The sequence below is a fragment of the Xenophilus sp. Marseille-Q4582 genome (genome assembly GCF_916700565.1).
Lineage (GTDB): Bacteria > Pseudomonadota > Gammaproteobacteria > Burkholderiales > Burkholderiaceae_C > Xenophilus.
Window position 1 is genome coordinate 146,027 of record NZ_CAKAKO010000006.1, and the last position, 19,063, is coordinate 165,089.

General features: G+C 66.3%; 22 protein-coding genes. 21 read left to right on the top strand and 1 reads right to left on the bottom strand.

Going from position 1 to position 19,063, the window contains the following annotated elements; translation table 11 throughout:
- The first annotated feature begins 59 nt into the window (after positions 1-59).
- The 8 genes from LG388_RS20775 to LG388_RS20810 all read left to right on the top strand — a co-directional run bounded on the left by LG388_RS20775 (position 60) and on the right by LG388_RS20810 (position 7,128).
- Positions 60-929 carry a hypothetical protein gene (locus tag LG388_RS20775; RefSeq protein WP_003821092.1) on the top strand — a complete coding sequence of 290 codons (870 nt, stop codon included), beginning with the start codon at positions 60-62 and terminating at the stop codon, positions 927-929.
- Between the two features lie 158 nt (positions 930-1,087).
- On the top strand, positions 1,088-1,687 hold the full coding sequence (locus tag LG388_RS20780; protein WP_003821093.1) for a PilL N-terminal domain-containing protein: 600 nt from the start codon (positions 1,088-1,090) through the stop codon (positions 1,685-1,687).
- Complete coding sequence (locus LG388_RS20785) at positions 1,684-2,325, top strand: hypothetical protein (protein ID WP_003821094.1); 642 nt, start codon at positions 1,684-1,686, stop codon at positions 2,323-2,325. Before LG388_RS20780 ends, LG388_RS20785 begins: the two co-directional genes overlap by 4 nt.
- 14 nt (positions 2,326-2,339) lie before the next feature.
- Positions 2,340-3,065 carry a TIGR03759 family integrating conjugative element protein gene (locus LG388_RS20790; protein WP_003821095.1) on the top strand — a complete coding sequence of 242 codons (726 nt, stop codon included), beginning with the start codon at positions 2,340-2,342 and terminating at the stop codon, positions 3,063-3,065.
- On the top strand, positions 3,047-3,637 hold the full coding sequence (locus LG388_RS20795) for a transglycosylase SLT domain-containing protein (RefSeq protein ID WP_003821096.1): 591 nt from the start codon (positions 3,047-3,049) through the stop codon (positions 3,635-3,637). The genes LG388_RS20790 and LG388_RS20795 overlap by 19 nt, the downstream gene beginning before the upstream one ends.
- A complete protein-coding gene (locus tag LG388_RS20800) occupies positions 3,634-4,173 on the top strand; it encodes an integrating conjugative element protein (protein WP_003821097.1) in 540 nt (179 codons plus the stop codon). The genes LG388_RS20795 and LG388_RS20800 overlap by 4 nt, the downstream gene beginning before the upstream one ends.
- Before the next feature lie 4 nt (positions 4,174-4,177).
- Positions 4,178-6,370 carry a type IV conjugative transfer system coupling protein TraD gene (gene traD, locus LG388_RS20805; RefSeq protein WP_003821101.1) on the top strand — a complete coding sequence of 731 codons (2,193 nt, stop codon included), beginning with the start codon at positions 4,178-4,180 and terminating at the stop codon, positions 6,368-6,370.
- The gene (locus LG388_RS20810) at positions 6,367-7,128 is read left to right on the top strand and encodes a TIGR03747 family integrating conjugative element membrane protein (RefSeq protein ID WP_003821103.1); all 762 of its coding nucleotides are present in this window, start codon (positions 6,367-6,369) and stop codon (positions 7,126-7,128) included. The genes traD and LG388_RS20810 overlap by 4 nt, the downstream gene beginning before the upstream one ends.
- 46 nt (positions 7,129-7,174) lie before the next feature.
- Here LG388_RS20810 and LG388_RS20815 read toward each other — a convergent pair whose 3' ends face one another.
- Positions 7,175-8,104: a hypothetical protein gene (locus LG388_RS20815; RefSeq protein WP_003821104.1), complete on the bottom strand. Its 930-nt coding sequence runs from the start codon at positions 8,102-8,104 to the stop codon at positions 7,175-7,177.
- Positions 8,105-8,312: 208 nt separating this feature from the next.
- Between LG388_RS20815 and LG388_RS20820 the strand changes: the two genes are divergently transcribed.
- The 13 genes from LG388_RS20820 to LG388_RS20880 all read left to right on the top strand — a co-directional run bounded on the left by LG388_RS20820 (position 8,313) and on the right by LG388_RS20880 (position 19,059).
- Complete coding sequence (locus LG388_RS20820; RefSeq protein WP_003821105.1) at positions 8,313-8,693, top strand: RAQPRD family integrative conjugative element protein; 381 nt, start codon at positions 8,313-8,315, stop codon at positions 8,691-8,693.
- The gene (locus LG388_RS20825; RefSeq protein WP_003821106.1) at positions 8,690-8,923 is read left to right on the top strand and encodes a TIGR03758 family integrating conjugative element protein; all 234 of its coding nucleotides are present in this window, start codon (positions 8,690-8,692) and stop codon (positions 8,921-8,923) included. Before LG388_RS20820 ends, LG388_RS20825 begins: the two co-directional genes overlap by 4 nt.
- 16 nt (positions 8,924-8,939) lie before the next feature.
- On the top strand, positions 8,940-9,299 hold the full coding sequence (locus LG388_RS20830) for a TIGR03745 family integrating conjugative element membrane protein (protein ID WP_003821107.1): 360 nt from the start codon (positions 8,940-8,942) through the stop codon (positions 9,297-9,299).
- A gap of 12 nt (positions 9,300-9,311) precedes the next feature.
- Positions 9,312-9,722 (top strand): TIGR03750 family conjugal transfer protein, encoded by a 411-nt coding sequence (locus LG388_RS20835; protein ID WP_003821108.1) that lies wholly within the window; start codon positions 9,312-9,314, stop codon positions 9,720-9,722.
- The gene (locus LG388_RS20840) at positions 9,719-10,411 is read left to right on the top strand and encodes a PFL_4703 family integrating conjugative element protein (RefSeq protein ID WP_003821110.1); all 693 of its coding nucleotides are present in this window, start codon (positions 9,719-9,721) and stop codon (positions 10,409-10,411) included. Before LG388_RS20835 ends, LG388_RS20840 begins: the two co-directional genes overlap by 4 nt.
- On the top strand, positions 10,408-11,325 hold the full coding sequence (locus LG388_RS20845) for a TIGR03749 family integrating conjugative element protein (RefSeq protein WP_003821112.1): 918 nt from the start codon (positions 10,408-10,410) through the stop codon (positions 11,323-11,325). Before LG388_RS20840 ends, LG388_RS20845 begins: the two co-directional genes overlap by 4 nt.
- A complete protein-coding gene (locus tag LG388_RS20850) occupies positions 11,315-12,733 on the top strand; it encodes a TIGR03752 family integrating conjugative element protein (protein ID WP_003821113.1) in 1,419 nt (472 codons plus the stop codon). Before LG388_RS20845 ends, LG388_RS20850 begins: the two co-directional genes overlap by 11 nt.
- Positions 12,714-13,154 carry a TIGR03751 family conjugal transfer lipoprotein gene (locus LG388_RS20855; protein WP_003821115.1) on the top strand — a complete coding sequence of 147 codons (441 nt, stop codon included), beginning with the start codon at positions 12,714-12,716 and terminating at the stop codon, positions 13,152-13,154. The genes LG388_RS20850 and LG388_RS20855 overlap by 20 nt, the downstream gene beginning before the upstream one ends.
- Positions 13,154-16,030 (top strand): conjugative transfer ATPase, encoded by a 2,877-nt coding sequence (locus LG388_RS20860; RefSeq protein WP_003821116.1) that lies wholly within the window; start codon positions 13,154-13,156, stop codon positions 16,028-16,030. The genes LG388_RS20855 and LG388_RS20860 overlap by 1 nt, the downstream gene beginning before the upstream one ends.
- A gap of 13 nt (positions 16,031-16,043) precedes the next feature.
- Positions 16,044-16,829: a thioredoxin domain-containing protein gene (locus tag LG388_RS20865; protein WP_012614069.1), complete on the top strand. Its 786-nt coding sequence runs from the start codon at positions 16,044-16,046 to the stop codon at positions 16,827-16,829.
- A 182-nt stretch (positions 16,830-17,011) separates the two neighbouring features.
- The gene (locus LG388_RS20870; protein ID WP_003821118.1) at positions 17,012-17,506 is read left to right on the top strand and encodes a JAB domain-containing protein; all 495 of its coding nucleotides are present in this window, start codon (positions 17,012-17,014) and stop codon (positions 17,504-17,506) included.
- A gap of 162 nt (positions 17,507-17,668) precedes the next feature.
- The gene (locus LG388_RS20875; RefSeq protein WP_003821119.1) at positions 17,669-18,115 is read left to right on the top strand and encodes a TIGR03757 family integrating conjugative element protein; all 447 of its coding nucleotides are present in this window, start codon (positions 17,669-17,671) and stop codon (positions 18,113-18,115) included.
- Positions 18,112-19,059, top strand: coding sequence for a TIGR03756 family integrating conjugative element protein (locus LG388_RS20880; protein WP_012614067.1), 948 nt, complete (start codon positions 18,112-18,114; stop codon positions 19,057-19,059). The genes LG388_RS20875 and LG388_RS20880 overlap by 4 nt, the downstream gene beginning before the upstream one ends.
- The last annotated feature ends 4 nt before the right edge of the window (positions 19,060-19,063 follow it).

Below are 19,063 nucleotides of genomic sequence, written 5' to 3' on the forward strand. Positions count from 1 at the left end.
AGCCACGCCCACGGTCTCCGTGGACGTGGCTGCGCATTTTTCATTCCAAGGAGATTTCCATGAACACCCATACCCAATCCACGCCCGAAAACGTGAAGGCCCGCCTGACGCTGGACGTGACCTGTTTGCTCAACGGCGAGGCCGCGTCGGAAATACTGGCACGGCTGCAACGCATGTGGGTCCGCGCCATCGGCGAGAGGTTGCTAATCGATGAGACCGCCGCGAAGGTGGATGTTTGGTCGATCGAGGTGACCGAGTTGCCCTCGGCGACTAACAGCGATGCGCTCGAAGCCGAGATCGCCGCCTTCATGCAGCAACGCATCGGGGACGGCAACCTCTGTGCAGAGGACATTCCCTTGCGCCTGGCGAGCTATGGCCTGATGGCCCCCGAGGATTTCATCGACGAAATGCGCGAGCGCATGGGCATGGAAGACGACGCCCCCACGGGCCGAGCCGTCATCCCCTCGACCGAACCTGCCGACGGCGGTGAGATCGAGATGCAAGTCGCGGTCGTCTGCATCGGTGCCTCCGGTAGCCCCAACGTGCCGGTCTTCAAGGTCAGGATCACCCAGGAGGAATACGACCTGGGTATCCACTACGACAAGGCCAGGGACCTGGCCGAAGAGGCCCGGTACGAAGGGCCGTTCATCTGCTTCGACGCCGCCGAATATGGCCCCATCCTGTCGGCCGCCCGCGAACTTGGCCTCGTTCCGCAGGTCGTCGTGGTCGATATGACCGACGGCCAGATCCACTCCATCCGCTGCGACAGCGGCGAGATCAAGGTCATCTGCTACGACACCAGCGACACTGACGAGTATTCGGCGGCGGTGGCGAACCGGCCGCTCGGCGAGAACGGGCAGTTCGTGCGCTGCTGGTCGCACACCCAACTGGCACGGGTCGATCCCGGCCTGAAGCTGGCTCGGGATTGATCGGGCGAAGCCCGATGCGTTTTCACAGGCCCCTTCGGGGGCCTTTTCCTTTGGAGGGAGGCTGCCGGGAAATCGGGCGCTGCCTGGTTCGCATTGTTTGCTGCCGCTCGTGGCCCGAGCGGCGATGGTGAGGGCTCGATGTTTCAGGACGACGCGCCATGTGCCCCTCTCCACCTTGGTTTCACCATCCCGAACGCCGTCTGCTGGCGGGTTTTCTCGGCCTGCTTTGGTCGGTGCTGGCTGGCGGCTGCGCGACGACGAGCGCGCCGGTCGCGCCCGACACCATCGAGGAAGTCTCGGCCGCACCCGTACCCGAGGCGCCCGAATACATCCCCGTTGTGCGCTACGGCCGCTACACCCTCGTGGAACTGGCACCGACAGCAGCGCAGCGCGACCTGCTGTTGCAGACCATCGACGTGTCGATGCCCGAGGATGCACGCGCTACGGTCGGCGACGGGCTACGGCATGTGCTCAAGCGCAGCGGTTACGGCTTGTGCCAGACGACGCACGCGGTGATCGAGCTGTACGCACTGCCGCTGCCGGCGGCCCACCTGCACCTCGGCCCCATGACCCTGCGGGATGCGCTGCTCACCCTGGCTGGTTCGGCCTGGGAACTGCACGCGGATGACCGCGCGCGGCAAATCTGCTTCGAGCGGCCCGGCGACAGCATGACCGCCGACAACGTACCCGCGCCGCCTGCCACCGAGGCGGTGCAGACGTTCCCGCTGGCGCCCGCGGCATCGGGAGGCCAGCCATGAACGCCCCGCAGCCCGCCCATCGTTCAACGGCCGCCGTGGTGGTGCAGAGCCTGATGTGGCTCTGGCTGATCGGCCTCAGTGTCCTCGTTGCCCTCGGCTACCAGACGATGAACGACCAGGCCGACCAGGAGCGCCTCGATTCCCGCCTGCAACGCCTCGAAGCGCAGGCAACAGGCCTGGCCGAGACCGTCGAGGCCATCCAGCAGCGTCCAGCCGTCGCCACGGCGGCAGACCTCAAAGACACCCGCCAAATCCTGGAAGCACGCGCGGCCCAGGTCGAGAAATCGCTGAGCGCCTATGCCTCCGCCGACGACCTTCAGGCACTGCGCGCCGAAGTCGAGCAAATCAAGGCGCGGCAGACCGCTGCGCGCGCCGCTGCACCCGCCCAGCCGCGCACCAGGAACAAGCCCACCGCCAAGCCCGAACCGACGCCGCTCCCGTTCCGCATCGTCGGTGCCGAACTGCGTGCCGGCGAGCGCAGCGTGTCCGTCGCGCCGAGCAATGGCGACTTCACGCCCGACCAGCTTCAGGTGCTGCTACCCGGCGATGCGGTCGGCCCGTGGCGCTTGCAGGCCGTCGAGGGCAGCACTGCGGTGTTCCAGGCCGGCGACCAGACCCGCCACGTGGCGATCCCCTGAACGGAGCACACCACATGAAGCCGTCGATCATCCTTTCCGCGCTTCTGCTGGCGTCCACCCAGTTGCCCGCGTGGGCGCAGCAATCCGCCACGGCTCCCGCCCGCAATGCGCAGAGTCAGGAACGCCCGCTGGTCGCCCGCATTCTGGACGACCGGGTGGCGAGCGACTGGGGCCTTCAACCTCAGGAGTGGGCGCGCTATCGCGAACTGATGGACGGTCCACTGGGCATCTATTCGCCCAACCTGGACCCGCTGTCGGCCCTGGGCATCGAGGCGCGTACCGAAGAGGAACGGCGACGCTACGCCGAGCTGCAGGTGCAGGTCGAAGCGCGCCGCGTGGAGAAACTGCTCGCTTATCAGCGGGCCTATGACGAGGCCTGGCAGCGCCTGAACCCCGGGATGCAGCGGGTGAACCTGCCGGACGACAAGCCGGTCGCCGGGGCCACGCGCGGCTCCGGCCGCACGGCAGTGTTCGTGAAAGATAACTGCGTGGCCTGCGGCCAGCTCGTGCAGCGCCTGCAATCCTCGGGCGCCGAATTCGACCTGTACATGGTCGGCAGCCGCCAGGACGACGCGCGCATCCGCGATTGGGCCAAGCGCGCGAACGTCGATCCGGCGCGCGTGCGCAGCGGCAGCATCACGCTCAACCACGACGGCGGCCGCTGGTTGACCTTGGGGGTACCCGGCGACCTGCCGGCGGTCGTGCGCGAGGTGAACGGCCAATGGCAGCGCCAGCCATAGCCGCCCCCCTGCGCACACTGGTGCTCGCCGCTGGCCTATGCGCCTGCGTCGCCCAAGCCCAGGAGGTTCCGCCACCGGCCTACCAGCTCGCCGCGCAGCGCGCAGGCATCCCCTCGACGGTGCTCTACGCCGTGGCCTTGCAGGAGAGTGGCATCCGCCGTAACGGACGCATCGTCCCGTGGCCGTGGTCCCTCAACGTCGCCGGCCAATCACGCCGCTATGCGACCCGCGCCGATGCCTGCGCGGGTTTGCAGCAGGCGATGCGCTCCACGCCGCACACGCGCATCGACGCGGGCCTGGGCCAGATCAACCTCGGCTACCACCAGCAGCGCTACGCCAGCGCCTGCGACCTGCTCGACCCGTACCGGAATCTCGCCATCGCTGCCGAGATCCTGCGCGAGCAACACGCCCCCGGCGAGGACTGGTTGCTGGCGATGGGCCGCTACCACCGCCCCGCGGGTGGCGAGCCCGCCGCCCGCTACCGGCGCAGCGTGTCGCGCCACCTCGCCCGGGTGCAGGGCGCACGCCCAACCGCCGCGGTTCTCGCCGCACGCAAGGAGACATCCCCATGACGACATCCCATCTGGCCTTGCGTGGCCTGCTCGTACTGCTGGCGGGTCTGCCGCTGGCCTCGCTTGCCGGCGAGCCGCTGATCGTGGTCGAAGACCGCGGCGGCGCGTCGGCGCTGCCGTACTACGAAGCCCTGAACCTCCAGCCGCGCACCAACGCACCGGCCCGGCCGCCGATCCCGACGCCCCAGGTTCCCGCCACGCCGGCGGACGAGGCCGCGATGCTGCCGGTGCGCAGCGCCAAGCTCACCCCCGGCACCGTCCCGCGGCGTGTCATCGAGGCTCCGGGTCTGCGGCCTTTCGTTGTCGTCGGCGACGACGAGGCATCTCGGGCCTGGCTGCGCAGCCAGGCAGCCGCGCTGCGCGAGCGCGGCGCGGTCGGTCTGGTGGTCAACGTCGAGACCGTGCAGGGCCTGGCGCGGCTGCGCACCCTGGTGCCCGGCGTACCCCTCGCGCCCATGTCCGGCGACGACCTGGCCGAGCGCCTGGGCCTGCGGCACTACCCGGTGCTGATCACAGCCACCGGCATCGAGCAATGAAGCCATGTCGGGGAAACAGCCGGTCGAGGTACTGCTTCGCCCAGCGGTGGAGCTATACACCGTTGCCGCATGCGCGGGCGCCGCGTTTCTGTCCCTGGTGGCCCCATGGTCGCTCGCGCTGAGCCCGTCCATGGGCGTCGGCAGCGCGCTGGCGTTCGGCGCCTACGGTGCCATCCGCTACCGCGATGCCCGCGTCATCCTGCGCTACCGGCGCAACATCCGCCGCCTGCCGCGCTACGTGATGACCAGCAAGGACGTGCCGGTCAGCCAGCAGCGGCTGTTCGTGGGGCGCGGGTTCCTGTGGGAGCAGAAGCACACCCATAGGCTCATGCAAACGTACCGGCCGGAGTTCCGCCGCTACGTCGAGCCCACACCAGCCTACCGGCTGGCGCGACGGCTGGAAGAACGGCTGGAGTACGCGCCGTTCCCGCTGTCCCGGCTGTCGAAACTCACCGGCTGGGACGTACCTTTCAACCCGGTGCGGCCGTTGCCGCCTGTGGGCGGCCTGCCGCGCCTGCACGGCATCGAACCCGAGGAGATGGACGTCAGCCTGCCGCTGGGCGAGCGCGTCGGCCACTCGCTGGTGCTGGGCACGACGCGCGTCGGCAAGACCCGGCTGGCCGAACTATTCGTGACCCAGGACATCCGGCGCGTGAACGCCGCGGGCGAGCACGAGGTGGTGATCGTCATTGACCCCAAGGGCGATGCCGATCTCCTGAAGCGGATGTACGTCGAGGCTAAGCGCGCCGGCCGCGAAGGCGAGTTCTACGTCTTCCACCTGGGATGGCCGGACATCTCCGCGCGCTACAACGCCGTGGGGCGATTCGGGCGTATATCGGAAGTCGCCACCCGCGTTGCGGGGCAGCTTTCCGGTGAAGGCAACTCGGCCGCCTTCCGAGAGTTTGCGTGGCGGTTCGTCAACATCATTGCCCGCGCCCTGGTGGAGCTGGGACAGCGGCCCGACTACATGCTGATCCAACGGCACGTCATCAACATCGACGCGCTGTTCATCGAGTACGCCCAGCATTACTTCGCCAAGACCGAGCCCAGGGCCTGGGAGGTGATCGTCCAGATCGAGGCCAAGCTCAACGAGAAGAACATCCCGCGCAACATGATCGGGCGCGAGAAGCGCGTGGTGGCGCTGGAGCAGTACCTCTCGCAGGCGCGCAACTACGACCCGGTGCTGGATGGCCTGCGCTCGGCGGTTCGCTACGACAAGACGTACTTCGACAAGATCGTCGCATCGCTGCTGCCGCTGCTGGAGAAGCTCACTAGCGGCAAGATCGCGCAGCTCCTGGCCCCGAACTACTCCGACCTGGCCGACCCGCGCCCGATCTTCGACTGGATGCAGATCATCCGTAAGAGGGCCATCGTCTATGTGGGCCTGGATGCGCTCTCCGACGCCGAGGTCGCCACCGCGGTCGGCAACTCGATGTTCAGCGATCTCGTGTCGGTCGCCGGGCATATCTACAAGCATGGGATCGACGATGGCCTGCCGGGCGCATCGGCCGGTGCGCGCGTGCCGATCAACGTCCATGCCGACGAGTTCAACGAATTGATGGGCGACGAGTTCATCCCGCTGATCAACAAGGGCGGCGGTGCCGGCCTGCAAGTCACTGCGTACACGCAGACCCTGTCGGACATCGAGGCCCGCATCGGCAACCGCGCGAAGGCAGGCCAGGTGATCGGGAATTTCAACAACCTGTTCATGCTGCGCGTGCGCGAGACCGCGACCGCCGAACTGCTGACCCGGCAATTGCCGAAGGTCGAGGTCTATACGACCACCATCGTCAGCGGCGCGACCGACAGCTCGGACATTCGCGGGGCGACGGATTTCACGTCGAACACTCAGGACCGCATCAGCATGTCCAGCGTGCCGATGATCGAGCCGTCGCACGTCGTCGGCCTGCCGAAAGGCCAGTGCTTCGCGTTGCTGCAGGGCGGCCAGCTTTGGAAAGTGCGCATGCCGCTGCCGGCGCCGGACCCGGACGAAGTGATGCCGGCAGACTTGCAGCAACTGGCCGGGTACATGCGCCAGAGCTACAGCGAAGCGACGCAGTGGTGGGAGTTCACCAGTTCCCCCGCCTTGCAGGACACGGGCCTGCCCGACGACCTGCTGGATGACGCCGCTGCGGCCGAACCTCCCGCGGTGGCCATTGCCACCGACGAGGACACCGGCAACAAGGCCTCGCCATGAAGGACGCCGCCTCGACTGCACAACGGGAGCAGAACCAGCGCCAGGGCCTGATCGTCGGCACCATCACCTTGCCGTTCCGGCTGCTCGGGGTGCTGATCGGCTCGCTGCTGTTCTCGATCGTCGTGGAGTGCGTCGGCATGCACCTGTTCTGGAAGGACCAGGGCTGGCGGCACTCGCAGCAGATGTTGCAGTACGAACTGGGGCACCTGTCCAGCCACTTCACGCGCAGCGTCGTCGTGCAGGAGCCGGGGCGCACCGCGCACGAACTGGTGGATACCGGCTACGAATGGGTATTCGTTCGCTCCGGGCTGCTGGAGCGCATGAGCCAGACCGCCGAGCGCGCCCGCGCGCCGAGCCACGGGAGGATCCAGGACGGGGGGCGCAACTTTCGCTACTACATCAGCCAGGTCTATGTCTGGACCGAGAACTACCTGATTGCCGCGGCCTTCACCACCCTCACGTTTCTGGTGCGCCTGCTGGTTCTGGTGCTCACGTTGCCGCTGATCTGCACCGCGGCGTTCGTCGGCCTGATCGACGGTCTTGTGCGGCGGGACGTGCGCCGGTTCGGCGCAGGCCGGGAATCCGGCTTCATCTACCACCGCGCGAAGGCGAGCCTGATGCCGCTGGCCGTGCTGCCGTGGGTCACGTACCTGGCCTTGCCGATCTCTGTGCATCCACTGCTGATCCTGCTGCCCAGCGCAGCCTTGCTGGGACTGGCCGTGAGCCTGACTGCGGGCAGCTTCAAAAAATACTTGTGATGACAGAGAAACCAGATCATTAGGCAACTCATTCAGTATTTCTTATTTATTGAATTTGCTGACCAAGGATTTTCTCGCGATACATATTGGCCAAATGGCGCGCCCTCATGCTCCACTGCTCTGTAATCTTTGGGAAATCTGTTGCGCCGCGCCCATCCATTCCTTGCAATGTAACGTAGCCCTGCCCATCCTGTCCGCGTACAAAAGCTATGTAGTTATATATTGAATCTCGAAATTCAGTGAGAGCATAAAAGAAGGCATCGCCAGCCGGAAGCGCACGAGATAAGTCAATGCGACCTTGGGCATATAAAAAATCATTGACACCCTTCATTCCCCATCCTACCCGATCCAACTCAATGTAAAGATTGTCCACGGCGTCATAATGCACAGATGGAATGTAACCACATGAAAAGTCCCATGTTTCGAGCCAGTCGAGAAAGTCAGACCTGAAATATGAAGGAACAATATTTTGAAGTGTGGCTATGGAATCCGCCATCTGCTGAGGCGTTAATGCGCTCCTGGCAACTTGAAATGCTGATGGGAAAATTCTCTTACAGACATCTTGTGGGATAAAACTAATATCAGAAATTTCACCCCAATAGACCACGTGAACCGGAAAAATCGATCCATCCAGCCTTTTGTGTTGAGTGCCATGGAACTGATGATGATTTATGCTGGTATGGCGATTTGCCGTTGTGAAAATCACATAACAACCAATCGGCTCAGGGAAGGAATCGGTCTTACTCAACTCAGCCGTAACGTCTGTAGAGTTTAGTTGATTAACAAATTTTGCCTGCCCAAACACTGAGTAGCCGCCAACGGCAGGAAAAATGTCAATGCCATGCTGCCTTTGCCCATTTCCGCCGTATCTTCTGAATTGCACGTCATACCTCATATTCCGCGCGACCCAGTCCCTCATGAGGTAGCAGCAAATTTCCTCAAAATCTTGATCAGTTCTAAAGGTCAGTCCTTGCATTTTTATCCTGGATCTTTGTAAGAGCGTTGATATTTTGCCACGCGGCCGGTGGAAATTCCCTTCTTGAATTCTGGCCTGACGACCACTCCCTGAGCGAACTGGACGCACGCTGCCAATCAAACCGATCAGCGCAGTTTCCTATTGTTTGCTGCCTGCAGTCACCCTGAACTCCACCATCGCACTATTCTGATCACACAGGAATGGCGCGATGTTGGCTCCGATCTGGCAGCGCGCCGCGCATCGCGGCGTGCCCATTTTTCTCGTGACGGCCCTGCTGCTGGGTCAGTCCCCGATGGCGTTGGCCGAGTCCCCCGCACAGCGCCAGGAGCTGGTCGCCGCGCTGCGCCAACTCGACGCGCTGGAGCGCACCGTCGCCGACAGCGCCGCGCGTGCCCCCATCCAGCCGGGCGAGCGCTACCACTTCGATTACCCGCGGTTGCTGGCTGACTTGGCGCGCGTGCGCGCCGGCATCCAGGCCCATCTCACACCGTCGCGTGCCCAGCCGCGCGACCCCTCCGAACTGGCCAGCGACTACCGCACCGAGCGGTCCGCTTCGCCATCGCCGACGACTACGGAAGCCAAGCCATGAACGGCGCCCAGGTCTCGGCATTTCAAGCCAACAGCGGCATCGCGCCTTCGGCGATGGCGACCGTCCTGGTCGGCGCCGTGTTCGCGGTGCTCCTCGTCTGGGGCGTCTGGGCCATCCGAACGGCCTACGTGGGGTGGTCCGAGAGCCGCCTCAACCAGCGCCAGTTCCTCGGCGTCTGCATCCGCTTCGTCGCGATGTACCTCGTCCTGAGCTTCTTCCTCCTCTCCTGACCTGAAAGGCACGACCATGCAAAACCGCATCCTCCATTCCCGCCTTGCCCAGCGCGCCGCTGTGGCACTGGGCTCCGCCGCGCTGCCCGCGCTGTCGTTCGCGCAAGGCTTGCCGCAGTTGGAAAACCCGACCCGCGGCACCGGCAACGGCATCATGGAAACGATCAGGAACTACGGCTACGACATCATCATGCTCGTAGCCCTCCTGGTCGTGGCGTCGATGTTCATCGGCGTCTGCTACCACGCCTACGGCACCTACGCGGAAATCCACACCGGCCGCAAGACCTGGGGCCAGTTTGGCCTCACCGTCGCGATCGGTGCCGTGCTGCTCGTGATCGGCATCTGGCTGCTCACCGAAGCCACCGGCATCCTGTAAGGCGAGGCCGGTATGTCCGAGCAGCAGCACGTCCGTGCGGACGGGACGGTCACGTTCCTTCCGCATCGGCTCAACCGCCACCCTGTTGTCGTGCGCGGCCTCACCGCCGACGAACTGTGGATCTGCTGCGGCCTGTCCGGCGCCGCCGGCCTGCTGGTCGGCGCGCCGCTGTCCTGGGTGTTCCGCACGATCGCCATCGCGCCGACGTTCGTCGTCCTGGGCGTGGCCCTGGGCGTCTTCATCGGCGGCGGCATCCTGCGCCGGCTCAAGCGCGGGCGCCCCGACACCTGGCTGTACCGGCAACTGCAATGGCGCATCGCCACGCGCCATCCACTGATGGCGGGATGGGTAGGCGGCCACGTGCTGATCTCGCGCTCCGGCTTCTGGTCCACCCGAAGGTCCGTTGCAAGGGGGGCACGATGAGCCGCTTCAAGAACGAGATCACCCACCTGCAGGCGCACATCAAGACGCTTCGCCTGGGTGCTGGTGCGCTGGTCATCGTCGCCCTGGTCATGGGCGGTGGCTGGTGGAGCGCGCCGCGCGACCTGACCATCCACGTCCCGCCCGACCTGCGCTCGGGCAGTACCCGCAAGTGGTGGGAAGTGCCGCCCGAATCGGTCTATGCGTTCACGTTCTACGTGTTCCAGACCCTCAACCGCTGGCCGACGAACGGCGAAGAGGACTATCCGCGCAACCTCCACACGCTCTCGCCGTACCTTACCCCGTCCTGCCAGGCCTTCCTGCGCGCGGACTACGACTACCGCCGTTCCACGGGCGAGCTGCGCCAGCGCGTGCGCGGGATTTATGAGATCCCCGGCCGCGGCTACGGCGACGACCCCACGGCGCGCGTGCGCGTGGTCTCCGACCGCGACTGGGTGGTGACGCTCGACATCACCGCCGACGAGTACTACGGCGCCGAGCAGGTCAAGCGCGCGCTCGTGCGCTACCCGGTGAAGGTCACGCGGGTGGACGTCGATCCCGCCCGCAACCCCTTCGGCCTGGCGCTGGACTGCTACGACGGCGCGCCCCAGCGCATCAGCGCACCGGAGCCGACTCGCCCGGCACCTGGCGGCCTGTCTCCGCAAGCGCCCCAAGGAGGAAACACCCCATGAAGCATCCTGTACTCGTGCTGCTGGGGCTGCTGGCCGTGGCCGCGGCACCCGTCTCCCATGCTGTGGAGATTCTGCGGTGGGAACGCATGCCGCTGGCGGTGCCGCTGAAGGTCGGCCAGGAGCGCATCGTGTTCATCGACCGGAACGTCCGCGTGGGCGTGCCCGCAGGCGTGGGCGAACGCCTGCGCGTGCAGAGCGCAGGTGGCGCGGTGTACCTGCGCGCCAGCGAGCCGATCGAGCCCACGCGGCTGCAATTGCAGGACGCCGACACGGGCGCGCTGATCCTGCTCGACATTGCGGCCGAGCCGCCCAAAGACGGCGAAGCCGAGCTGGAGCCGGTGCGCATCGTCGAGGGCAGCAGCACCCCTGCGCGCTACGGCGATCAGCCAGGCGGTGCCGATGAGGCCCCGGCACGCGCCCAGGACCAAGCAGGTACGCGGGCGACCCGGCGCGAAACCCCGGTTCCGGTCGTCCTGACGCGCTTCGCCGCGCAGAACCTCTACGCGCCGCTGCGCACTGTGGAGTCGCTGCCTGGCGTCATGCGGGTGAACCTGCGCCGTGACCTCGACCTCGGCACGCTGATGCCGACGCTGCCGGTGCGCGCGGTCGCGCTCGCGTCGTGGCGTCTGGAAGACCAGTGGGTCACGGCCGTGCGCCTGACCAACAGCAGCAGCGGCTGGGTCACGCTCGACCCGCGCGTGCTGCAAGGCGATTTCCTCACCGCCACCTTCCAGCACGAAGCGCTCGGACCGCGCGGGACGCCCGAGGACACGACCGTCCTGTACCTGGTGACGCGCGGGCACGGCCTCGCGCAATCGCTGCTGCCGGCGATCCACCGCTTCGACCCGGCCGTGCATCTGCCGCAGCGGGAAGCTGAAGCCGACGATGGCAAGGAGGCCCGCCATGCGCAGTAACGGCTTGCTCAAGTGGCTGATGATCCCGGTCGCCTTGCTGGTGCTGTTCGTTGCCATCCGGCTGTTCTCCGGTGGAAGCACGTCGGCACCGCCCGCCGCGGATGCTGGCTCCAAGCTCACGCCCGAGGAAATGAAGGCGTTGGGCATCGAAGGCGATACCCCGCGCGATACCGTGGCAACGCTCGTCGCCCAGGTGAAACAGTTGCGCACCGAGCTTCAGACCGCGCTGACCGACAACAAGTCGCAGCGCGAGGAAAACCAGCGGCTGCGCCAGCGGGAGAACTCCATTGATCAGCGCATCAATTCGGCCCTCGAATCCGAGCGCTCCAACCTGCGCCGCGACCAGGAACAGGCGGCCAGCGCGCGCCAGCAGACCGAGGGGCTGCTCGCCGACCTGCAGCGGCGCCTGGACAGCATTGGCGGGCGCGGCGGCGGTCACGCTGATCTGCCGGTGGGCCTGGGGCTGCGCGGCGGCGACGAGGCCGGCATGGAAGGCGGCATGCGCTGGGTCGAACCGGACGACGCGAAGAAGGCCGAGGGCCGCAATGGCAGTCGTGGCGCAGGCAGCGGCATGAGCTTCCCGACGAGCTTCGGCCCGGCACAAAGCACACTGGAAACCACCGCGGAAACCGTGGCGAACGCCGGCGCAGGTGCGGCAGGCGTCAAGAGCGCCAAGCCGGTCTATACCGTGCCGACCAACTCGACACTGATGGGCTCCGTGGCGATGACGGCGCTGATTGGGCGCGTGCCGATCGACGGGACGGTGAACGATCCGTACCCCTTCAAGGTGCTGGTCGGGCCGGACAATCTGACTGCCAACGGCATCGACATTCCCGACGTGGCCGGCGCGGTGTTCTCCGGAACCGCATCGGGCGACTGGACGCTCTCGTGCGTGCGCGGCCAGGTTCGCAGCATCACCTTCGTCTTCAACGACGGCACGATCCGCACGATTCCCGAAGACCGCGAAGGCAACCAGCAGAACAACCAGCAGCGCGACGGCCTGGGCTGGATCAGCGACCCGCACGGCATCCCGTGCGTCAGCGGCGAACGGCGCAGCAACGCCCAGCAGTACCTCGGGTCGCAAGCTCTGATCACCGCGGCCGGAGCCGGCGTGGCCTCGCTCATCGAGAGCGACAGCGGCCGCATGTCCTACGTCGGCTCGGACGGCGCCATCGGCACCGTGGGCATCAGCGGCAAGGAAGCAGTCGGCCAGATCCTCGCGGGCGGCGTCCGGGACATGTCGACCTGGGTCAACAAGCTCTACGGACAGGCTTTCGCCGCCGTCTATGTGCAGCCAGGCGCCAAGGTCGCCGTCCACCTCGAAAAGCCGCTGGCCATCGATCACGACCCCGAAGGCCGGCGCGTCGATCACCGTGCAGGAGAAAGCCATGCGCTCGAACTCGATTAAGGGCCTCGCGCTGGCCGCGGCCGTCGCCGTGCTCAGCGGTTGCGCCACCAGCAAGGAAGAACTGCTGACCCATAGCGACCGCACCATGATGGACATCTGGCAGCAGGAAACGGGTGGCGGCGGCAGTGGCACCGGCCAGGTCGCGCGCCGGCAGTTGCTCGACGCGCGCCAGAGCCTGCGCCGGCCGCTGACCGACGCCGATGTGCAGGCTGCGCCCGTCGAGCAGATGCGCTACACGCGCACGGCGCGCAACGAGGTTTATCGCCAGTTCCAGCGCCTGCCCAACCCCGATCTCGTCATGTATGTGTACCCGCACCTGGCGGGCACGGACCCCGTGCCGGTTCCGGGCTACACGACGGTCTTCCCCCTGTACCAGCGCGTGCAGTACGCCATGCCCGGTGAACGGCTGGAGGACTATTGATGCGCTGGGAACTTCCCTGGCCGAAGCTGGCCGCATCCGGCACCGGCGACGAAGAGAAGCCGGACGGCTGGCAGCGCCACGTCGAGGCCTTGCGCCAGGCCGGCGTCCCTGAACCCGGCGCAGCGGTCCAGGGCCGCAGGCCGGCGACGGTAGCCGACGAGCAGGCGCTGTACGACGTCGCGCCGTCGTTCGCGGAACTGCTGCCTTGGGTGGAGTTCTTGCCGCAGTCGAAGTCCATGCTGCTGGAGGATGGGCAGTCGGTCGCTGCCTTCTACGAGCTGGTGCCGCTGGGCACCGAGGGGCGGGAGCCCGGCTGGCTCGCGCATGCCCGCGATGCCTTGGAGAACGCGCTCCAGGACTCGTTCGATGAGCTGGACGAAAACCCCTGGGTACTCCAGCTCTATGCCCAGGACGAGCCCAGCTTCGACCAGTACATGCAGACCCTGCGCGACTACGTGCAGCCGCGTGCCCGCGGCACCGCTTTCACCGAGTTCTACTTGCGCTTCTTCGGCCACCACCTGCGCGCGGTCGCCAAGCCGGGCGGCCTGTTCGAGGACACGGTGGTCACGCGGCTGCGCTGGCGCGGCCAGACGCGGCGGGTGCGCATGGTGATCTATCGCCGTGCAACTGGGCAGGCAAGCCGCCGCGGCCAGACGCCCGAGCAGATGCTGAACATCGTCTGCGACCGCCTGTGCGGCGGCCTGGCGAACGCCGGCATCCAGGCACGGCGCATGGTCGCAGCCGACGTCCACGACTGGCTGCTGCGGTGGTTCAATCCGCGCCCGGCGATGCTTGGACCGAGTGCAGAGGACCGGGAGCGCTTCTACGCGCTGGCGCGCTACCCCGACAGCACCGAAGAAAGCGAGGCCGGCGAAATCGAGCTGGCGAGCGGGCGGGATTTCAGCCAGCGGCTGTTCTTCGGCCAGCCACGCTCCGACGTGGAGCACGGCACCTGGTATTTCGACGGCATGCCGCACCGCGTGCTGATCACCGACCGGCTGCGCATGCCGCCCGGCACCGGACACCTGACCGGCGAGACCCGCAAAGGGGATGCCATCAACACGCTGTTCGACCAGATGCCGGAAGACACCTTGCTGTGTCTCACGATGGTCGCCACGCCGCAGGATGTCCTGGAAGCGGATCTCAACCACCTGGCGAAGAAGGCCGTGGGCGAGACGCTGGCGTCGGAGCAGACGTTGAAGGACGTGCAGGAAGCCCGCTCCCTCATCGGCAGCGCACACAAGCTCTACCGGGGGACGCTGGCATTCTACCTGCGCGGACGCGACGAAGCGGAACTGGACCGGCGCGGCCTGGACCTGGCGAACGTGATGCTCAATGCTGGCTTGCAGCCGGTGCGCGAGGACGACGAGGTGGCGCCGCTCAACAGCTACTTGCGGTGGCTGCCATGCTGCTACAACCCCGGCCAGGATCGGCGCAAGTGGTACACCCAACTGATGTTCGCTCAGCACGCGGCGAACCTGTCGCCGGTGTGGGGCCGCGCTCAAGGTACGGGGCACCCGGGCATCACGATGTTCAACCGCGGTGGCGGGCCGATCACCTTCGACCCGCTCAGCCGCCTGGATCGGCAGATGAACGCCCATCTGTTCCTGTTCGGCCCCACCGGCTCCGGCAAGAGCGCCACGCTCAACAACCTCTTGAATCAGGTCACGGCCATCTACCGACCGCGGCTGTTCATCGTGGAGGCTGGCAACAGCTTCGGCCTGTTCAGCGACTTCGCACGCATGCTCGGGCTGACGGTAAACCGGGTCAAGCTGGCCCCAGGTTCGGGCATCAGCCTCGCGCCATTCGCAGACGCGCGTCGGCTGATCGAGACGCCCAGCGACGTGCAGACGCTCGACGCCGACGCGCTGGATGAAGACCCGCCACCAGATGCCTCGGCCATGGAGGCGGACGAGCAGCGCGACGTGCTCGGCGAACTGGAGATCACGGCGCGGCTGATGATCACGGGCGGAGAGGACAAGGAGGAAGCCCGGATGACGCGGGCTGACCGCTCGCTGATCCGTCAGTGCATCCTCGACGCCGCCGAGCACTGCGTGGCCGACAAACGCACGGTGCTTACGCGCGACGTGCGCAACGCGTTGCGCGCCCGCGGCCAGGACCCGACGCTGCCCGAAATGCGCCGCGTGCGGCTGCTGGAGATGGCGGATGCGATGGACATGTTCTGTCAAGGCACGGACGGCGAAATGTTCGACCGCGACGGCACGCCGTGGCCCGAAGCCGACATCACCTTGGTTGACCTCGCGACATACGCCCGCGAGGGCTACAACGCGCAGCTCTCCATCGCTTACATCAGCCTGATCAGCACGGTGAACAACATCGCCGAGCGCGACCAATACCTGGGACGCCCGATCATCAACGTCACCGACGAAGGCCACATCATCACGAAGAACCCGCTGCTCGCGCCCTACGTCGTGAAAATTACAAAGATGTGGAGGAAATTGGGGGCCTGGTTCTGGCTCGCGACGCAGAACATCGACGACCTGCCGCGCGCCGCGGAGCCCATGCTCAACATGATCGAGTGGTGGATCTGTCTCAGCATGCCGCCCGATGAAGTTGAGAAGATCGCGCGGTTCCGCGAACTCTCGCCCGCGCAGAAGGCGCTGATGCTTTCGGCGCGCAAGGAAGCGGGGAAATTCACCGAAGGCGTCATCCTCTCCAAGAGCATGGAAGTGCTGTTCCGCGCCGTGCCGCCGTCCCTGTACCTCGCCCTCGCGCAGACAGAACCCGAGGAGAAGGCCGAACGCTACCAGCTCATGCAGCAGTACGGCTGCACCGAACTGGAAGCGGCTTTCAAGGTGGCCGAGAAGATCGACCAGGCCCGCGGCATCGAGTCGCCGGCCCTGGAACTGTCGTAAACCGGAGAACGCCATGGAACAGAAACGTCCTTCCATTCCGATGCAGGTCCAGGCGTTCCGCCGTCGCCGCTGGCGGCCTCGCTGGCCCTGGGTATTGGCTGCTGCGCTGGTCGCGCTGCTGCTGATCTGGCTGGTGTCCCGGACGCCCGGCGAATCCTCAGCGCCGTCGCGCGCGCCGGTCAGCACGGCGCAGGTCGCTGGGCCACCCTGGCAGATGGGCAACCCGGAAGGCCGTTTCACGCTGACGCTCTATGCCGACCTGGAATGCCCGTTCTGCCGGGAGTATTTCCCGCAGCTCAAGCGCTGGGTCGGCAACAACACCGACGTGGCGCTGCAATGGCATCACCAGCCGCTGGCCGCGCACGAGCCTGCCGCGTCGGCCGAGGCACGTCTGGCCGAGTGCGCCGCCGAAGCGGGCGGGCATGCGGCGTTCTGGCAGGCGGTCGAATGGGTCTATGCCCACACGCGCAGCGACGGCCAGGGCTTGCCCGATGGCTTGCGTTACCCCGAAACAACGTCAGCCATCGAACAGTGCATGGCTAGCGAGCGCCCCAACGTGGCCATCCGCGCGCAGGCCGCGGAAGCCACCAAGAGCGGCGTGACCGCCACGCCGTCGCTGCGACTGCTCGATCGCCAGACGGGCCAGGCCATCCTGTTGCAGGGGCCGATCGAGGGCGATGCCTTGCTCTCGGCCATGGACCTGCTGGCGGCCGGGGAAATGGCCAGCGACGCGCCGGGTTCGCCCGCCACCCCCACATCCGAAATGCCTGCCGACGTTGTCGGCGACATGCCCAGGTAGCCCTCGGTCTTGAAGGCTACGGCGCGGCTCGCCGCGCTGACCGCTACCCGTTCGCTTTCGCATCCTGGCCGCGAACAATCACCGCCGCGCGGTGATGGATGCACCTTGTTCCGCTGTTTCCATCCCCAGGAGGGCTTGCCCTCCCAGGGTGGCGCCCTCCGCTCACTTTCTGGAGGTCCGCCATGTCTCTCGTCGCCAACGACTCCTGCGTGGAGCCACGTTTTGCCCCCATGTCCCAATCCGATGACTGGATCATCCGGCAAGCCATCGCGCTGCTGGAGCAGCGGGTCTTCAAGAAGGGGCCATCCCTGGAGAGGCCTGCCGCCGTCAAGGACTACCTGCGCCTGAAACTGGCCGCCGAGCCCAATGAAGTCTTCGCCATCGTGTTCCTCAACAGCATGCACGAGGTGCTGGCCTACGAGCCGATGTTCAGAGGCACGATCCATTCGACCTCGGTGCATGCGCGTCCGATCGTGCAGCGTGCCTTGGAACTGAATGCGGCAGCGGTCATTTTTTCTCACCAACACCCTTCGGGCTGCACGGAGCCGTCGAGCGCGGACCGTGCGTTGACCCAAACGCTGAGGGCCGCGTTGTCGCTGATCGACGTGAGGGTGCTGGATCACCTCATCGTCGGCCAGGGCACGCCGTACTCGTTCGCGGAATCCGGCCTGCTGTAGCGACGGCATCGGCTCCCTGATCCACGCGGAGGCTTCGGCCTCCGCTTTTTCATGGGCGCGAGACAAGCAGGTATGCGGGCAGTGCGCGATGCGCATTGTTTGTTGGGGCCGCGTCGGCTTCGCGTTTGACTACTGCTCTGATCAACTTCAAGGGCACGCGACATGACAGCATCCCTTTCCAGGTTCGCGCCGGGCTGGCGAACCCTCGGCCGGGCCGTGGCGCTGCCGGCAGCCCTGGCCGTTTTCAGCCCGGCCACCTTCGCCGCCGACGTGGTGGTCGTCACCGACAGCCGCCACCCGGTCAAGACCATGGGCGGCGAGCGGCTGATCGAGCTGGACGAAGCCCACAGGATTGAAGCGGAGCTTTCCGCGGGACTGCCCACCGACCCCGAACAGGCGACGGCCATCGTCAAGCGCCGGCTGAATGGCGGCGGTGCCGATCTGCAGCGACGCATCGCTTCCGCATACCAAGGCGTTACCGACGCATGGAGCCTCGGCATCACCAGCCTCCCGGCCGTGGTGGTGGACAGGCGCTATGTGGTCTATGGCGAGCCGGATGTGGCTCGCGCTGTCGCGCGCATCGAGCAGCACCGGAGGACCCAGCCGTGACCCGACCATTCGACCTGATGCGCCGCCTGCGCGCTGGCGTGGCTTCGTTGCTGCTGCTCAGCGCCACGGGCAGCTACGCCCTCAATACAGCGACCATCATCGGCTCGGTGGCATCGCCCGATTGCCTCGAATACCGCGTCGTCGGCATCTGCTACTGGCTCTACTGCACATGGACGGGCTGCACCGTGCGCACGTCGATCAAGGTGCGCCACTACATCCCCGATGCAGTGGTGTCGTCGTACTCGAATACCGGAGAAAACCCCTGGGTCGAAGTCCAGGCAATGAGCACGCCCAACCCGTCCGCCCAAGCTGGCGGCGACGGAACGACGAACGAGGATCACGAAAACAGCCTCGCCAAATTCAAGAACGCGGATGTCATCGGTCACCCCGGCGCAGAGGTGTTCAACCAGTTCGTCTCTTCGTCAGGCTACTTCTGTGAGGGCGCGGGCACGGCGTTTATGCCGTACTTGCTCAGCACCCTGGATACGCTGGCCTGGCGCTACAACGTGCCCGAGATGGCCTACCCGGAAGCGCTGATTCCGGGCCGGCGCGAAGTCGGTGCCCGTACCACGATGAATCTCTGGGGCAACGTGTATCCCCGTGGCGGCTTCCTGCACCAGACCGACGACTTCAAGGCCGGCGCAGTGGTGGCCCAGCGTGCGGGCGATGTGGTCACGCGCCGCGGGCAGATCCACGTCTATCAGCCGTTGCTTGCCAACTCCCGTGACGGCTACTGGCCGGCCGGCGCGCTGATGGAGGGCGATGCCTCGACCGGCAAGTGGCAAGAACTCACGCCCGTCCTGTCCTCGTCCTGCACGGTCTTCCCGCGCAGCGGCTTCCTTACCCAGGCCCAGCAAGGCGACTACGCATGGGCGCTGTGGCGGCCGTATGCCTGCTGCGAGCGCCGGGGCCAGGTGTTCCTGGGCAGCGTCGATTTCCTCTGAGGGG

What these genes read in the sequence shown, in the direction of transcription:
- LG388_RS20775 (WP_003821092.1), top strand. Translation starts at nt 60, where the DNA reads ATGAACACCCATACCCAATCCACGCCCGAAAACGTGAAGGCCCGCCTG.
- LG388_RS20780 (WP_003821093.1), top strand. Translation starts at nt 1,088, where the DNA reads ATGTGCCCCTCTCCACCTTGGTTTCACCATCCCGAACGCCGTCTGCTG.
- LG388_RS20785 (WP_003821094.1), top strand. Translation starts at nt 1,684, where the DNA reads ATGAACGCCCCGCAGCCCGCCCATCGTTCAACGGCCGCCGTGGTGGTG.
- LG388_RS20790 (WP_003821095.1), top strand. Translation starts at nt 2,340, where the DNA reads ATGAAGCCGTCGATCATCCTTTCCGCGCTTCTGCTGGCGTCCACCCAG.
- LG388_RS20795 (WP_003821096.1), top strand. Translation starts at nt 3,047, where the DNA reads ATGGCAGCGCCAGCCATAGCCGCCCCCCTGCGCACACTGGTGCTCGCC.
- LG388_RS20800 (WP_003821097.1), top strand. Translation starts at nt 3,634, where the DNA reads ATGACGACATCCCATCTGGCCTTGCGTGGCCTGCTCGTACTGCTGGCG.
- traD (WP_003821101.1), top strand. Translation starts at nt 4,178, where the DNA reads ATGTCGGGGAAACAGCCGGTCGAGGTACTGCTTCGCCCAGCGGTGGAG.
- LG388_RS20810 (WP_003821103.1), top strand. Translation starts at nt 6,367, where the DNA reads ATGAAGGACGCCGCCTCGACTGCACAACGGGAGCAGAACCAGCGCCAG.
- LG388_RS20815 (WP_003821104.1), bottom strand. Translation starts at nt 8,104, where the DNA reads ATGCAAGGACTGACCTTTAGAACTGATCAAGATTTTGAGGAAATTTGC.
- LG388_RS20820 (WP_003821105.1), top strand. Translation starts at nt 8,313, where the DNA reads ATGTTGGCTCCGATCTGGCAGCGCGCCGCGCATCGCGGCGTGCCCATT.
- LG388_RS20825 (WP_003821106.1), top strand. Translation starts at nt 8,690, where the DNA reads ATGAACGGCGCCCAGGTCTCGGCATTTCAAGCCAACAGCGGCATCGCG.
- LG388_RS20830 (WP_003821107.1), top strand. Translation starts at nt 8,940, where the DNA reads ATGCAAAACCGCATCCTCCATTCCCGCCTTGCCCAGCGCGCCGCTGTG.
- LG388_RS20835 (WP_003821108.1), top strand. Translation starts at nt 9,312, where the DNA reads ATGTCCGAGCAGCAGCACGTCCGTGCGGACGGGACGGTCACGTTCCTT.
- LG388_RS20840 (WP_003821110.1), top strand. Translation starts at nt 9,719, where the DNA reads ATGAGCCGCTTCAAGAACGAGATCACCCACCTGCAGGCGCACATCAAG.
- LG388_RS20845 (WP_003821112.1), top strand. Translation starts at nt 10,408, where the DNA reads ATGAAGCATCCTGTACTCGTGCTGCTGGGGCTGCTGGCCGTGGCCGCG.
- LG388_RS20850 (WP_003821113.1), top strand. Translation starts at nt 11,315, where the DNA reads ATGCGCAGTAACGGCTTGCTCAAGTGGCTGATGATCCCGGTCGCCTTG.
- LG388_RS20855 (WP_003821115.1), top strand. Translation starts at nt 12,714, where the DNA reads ATGCGCTCGAACTCGATTAAGGGCCTCGCGCTGGCCGCGGCCGTCGCC.
- LG388_RS20860 (WP_003821116.1), top strand. Translation starts at nt 13,154, where the DNA reads ATGCGCTGGGAACTTCCCTGGCCGAAGCTGGCCGCATCCGGCACCGGC.
- LG388_RS20865 (WP_012614069.1), top strand. Translation starts at nt 16,044, where the DNA reads ATGGAACAGAAACGTCCTTCCATTCCGATGCAGGTCCAGGCGTTCCGC.
- LG388_RS20870 (WP_003821118.1), top strand. Translation starts at nt 17,012, where the DNA reads ATGTCTCTCGTCGCCAACGACTCCTGCGTGGAGCCACGTTTTGCCCCC.
- LG388_RS20875 (WP_003821119.1), top strand. Translation starts at nt 17,669, where the DNA reads ATGACAGCATCCCTTTCCAGGTTCGCGCCGGGCTGGCGAACCCTCGGC.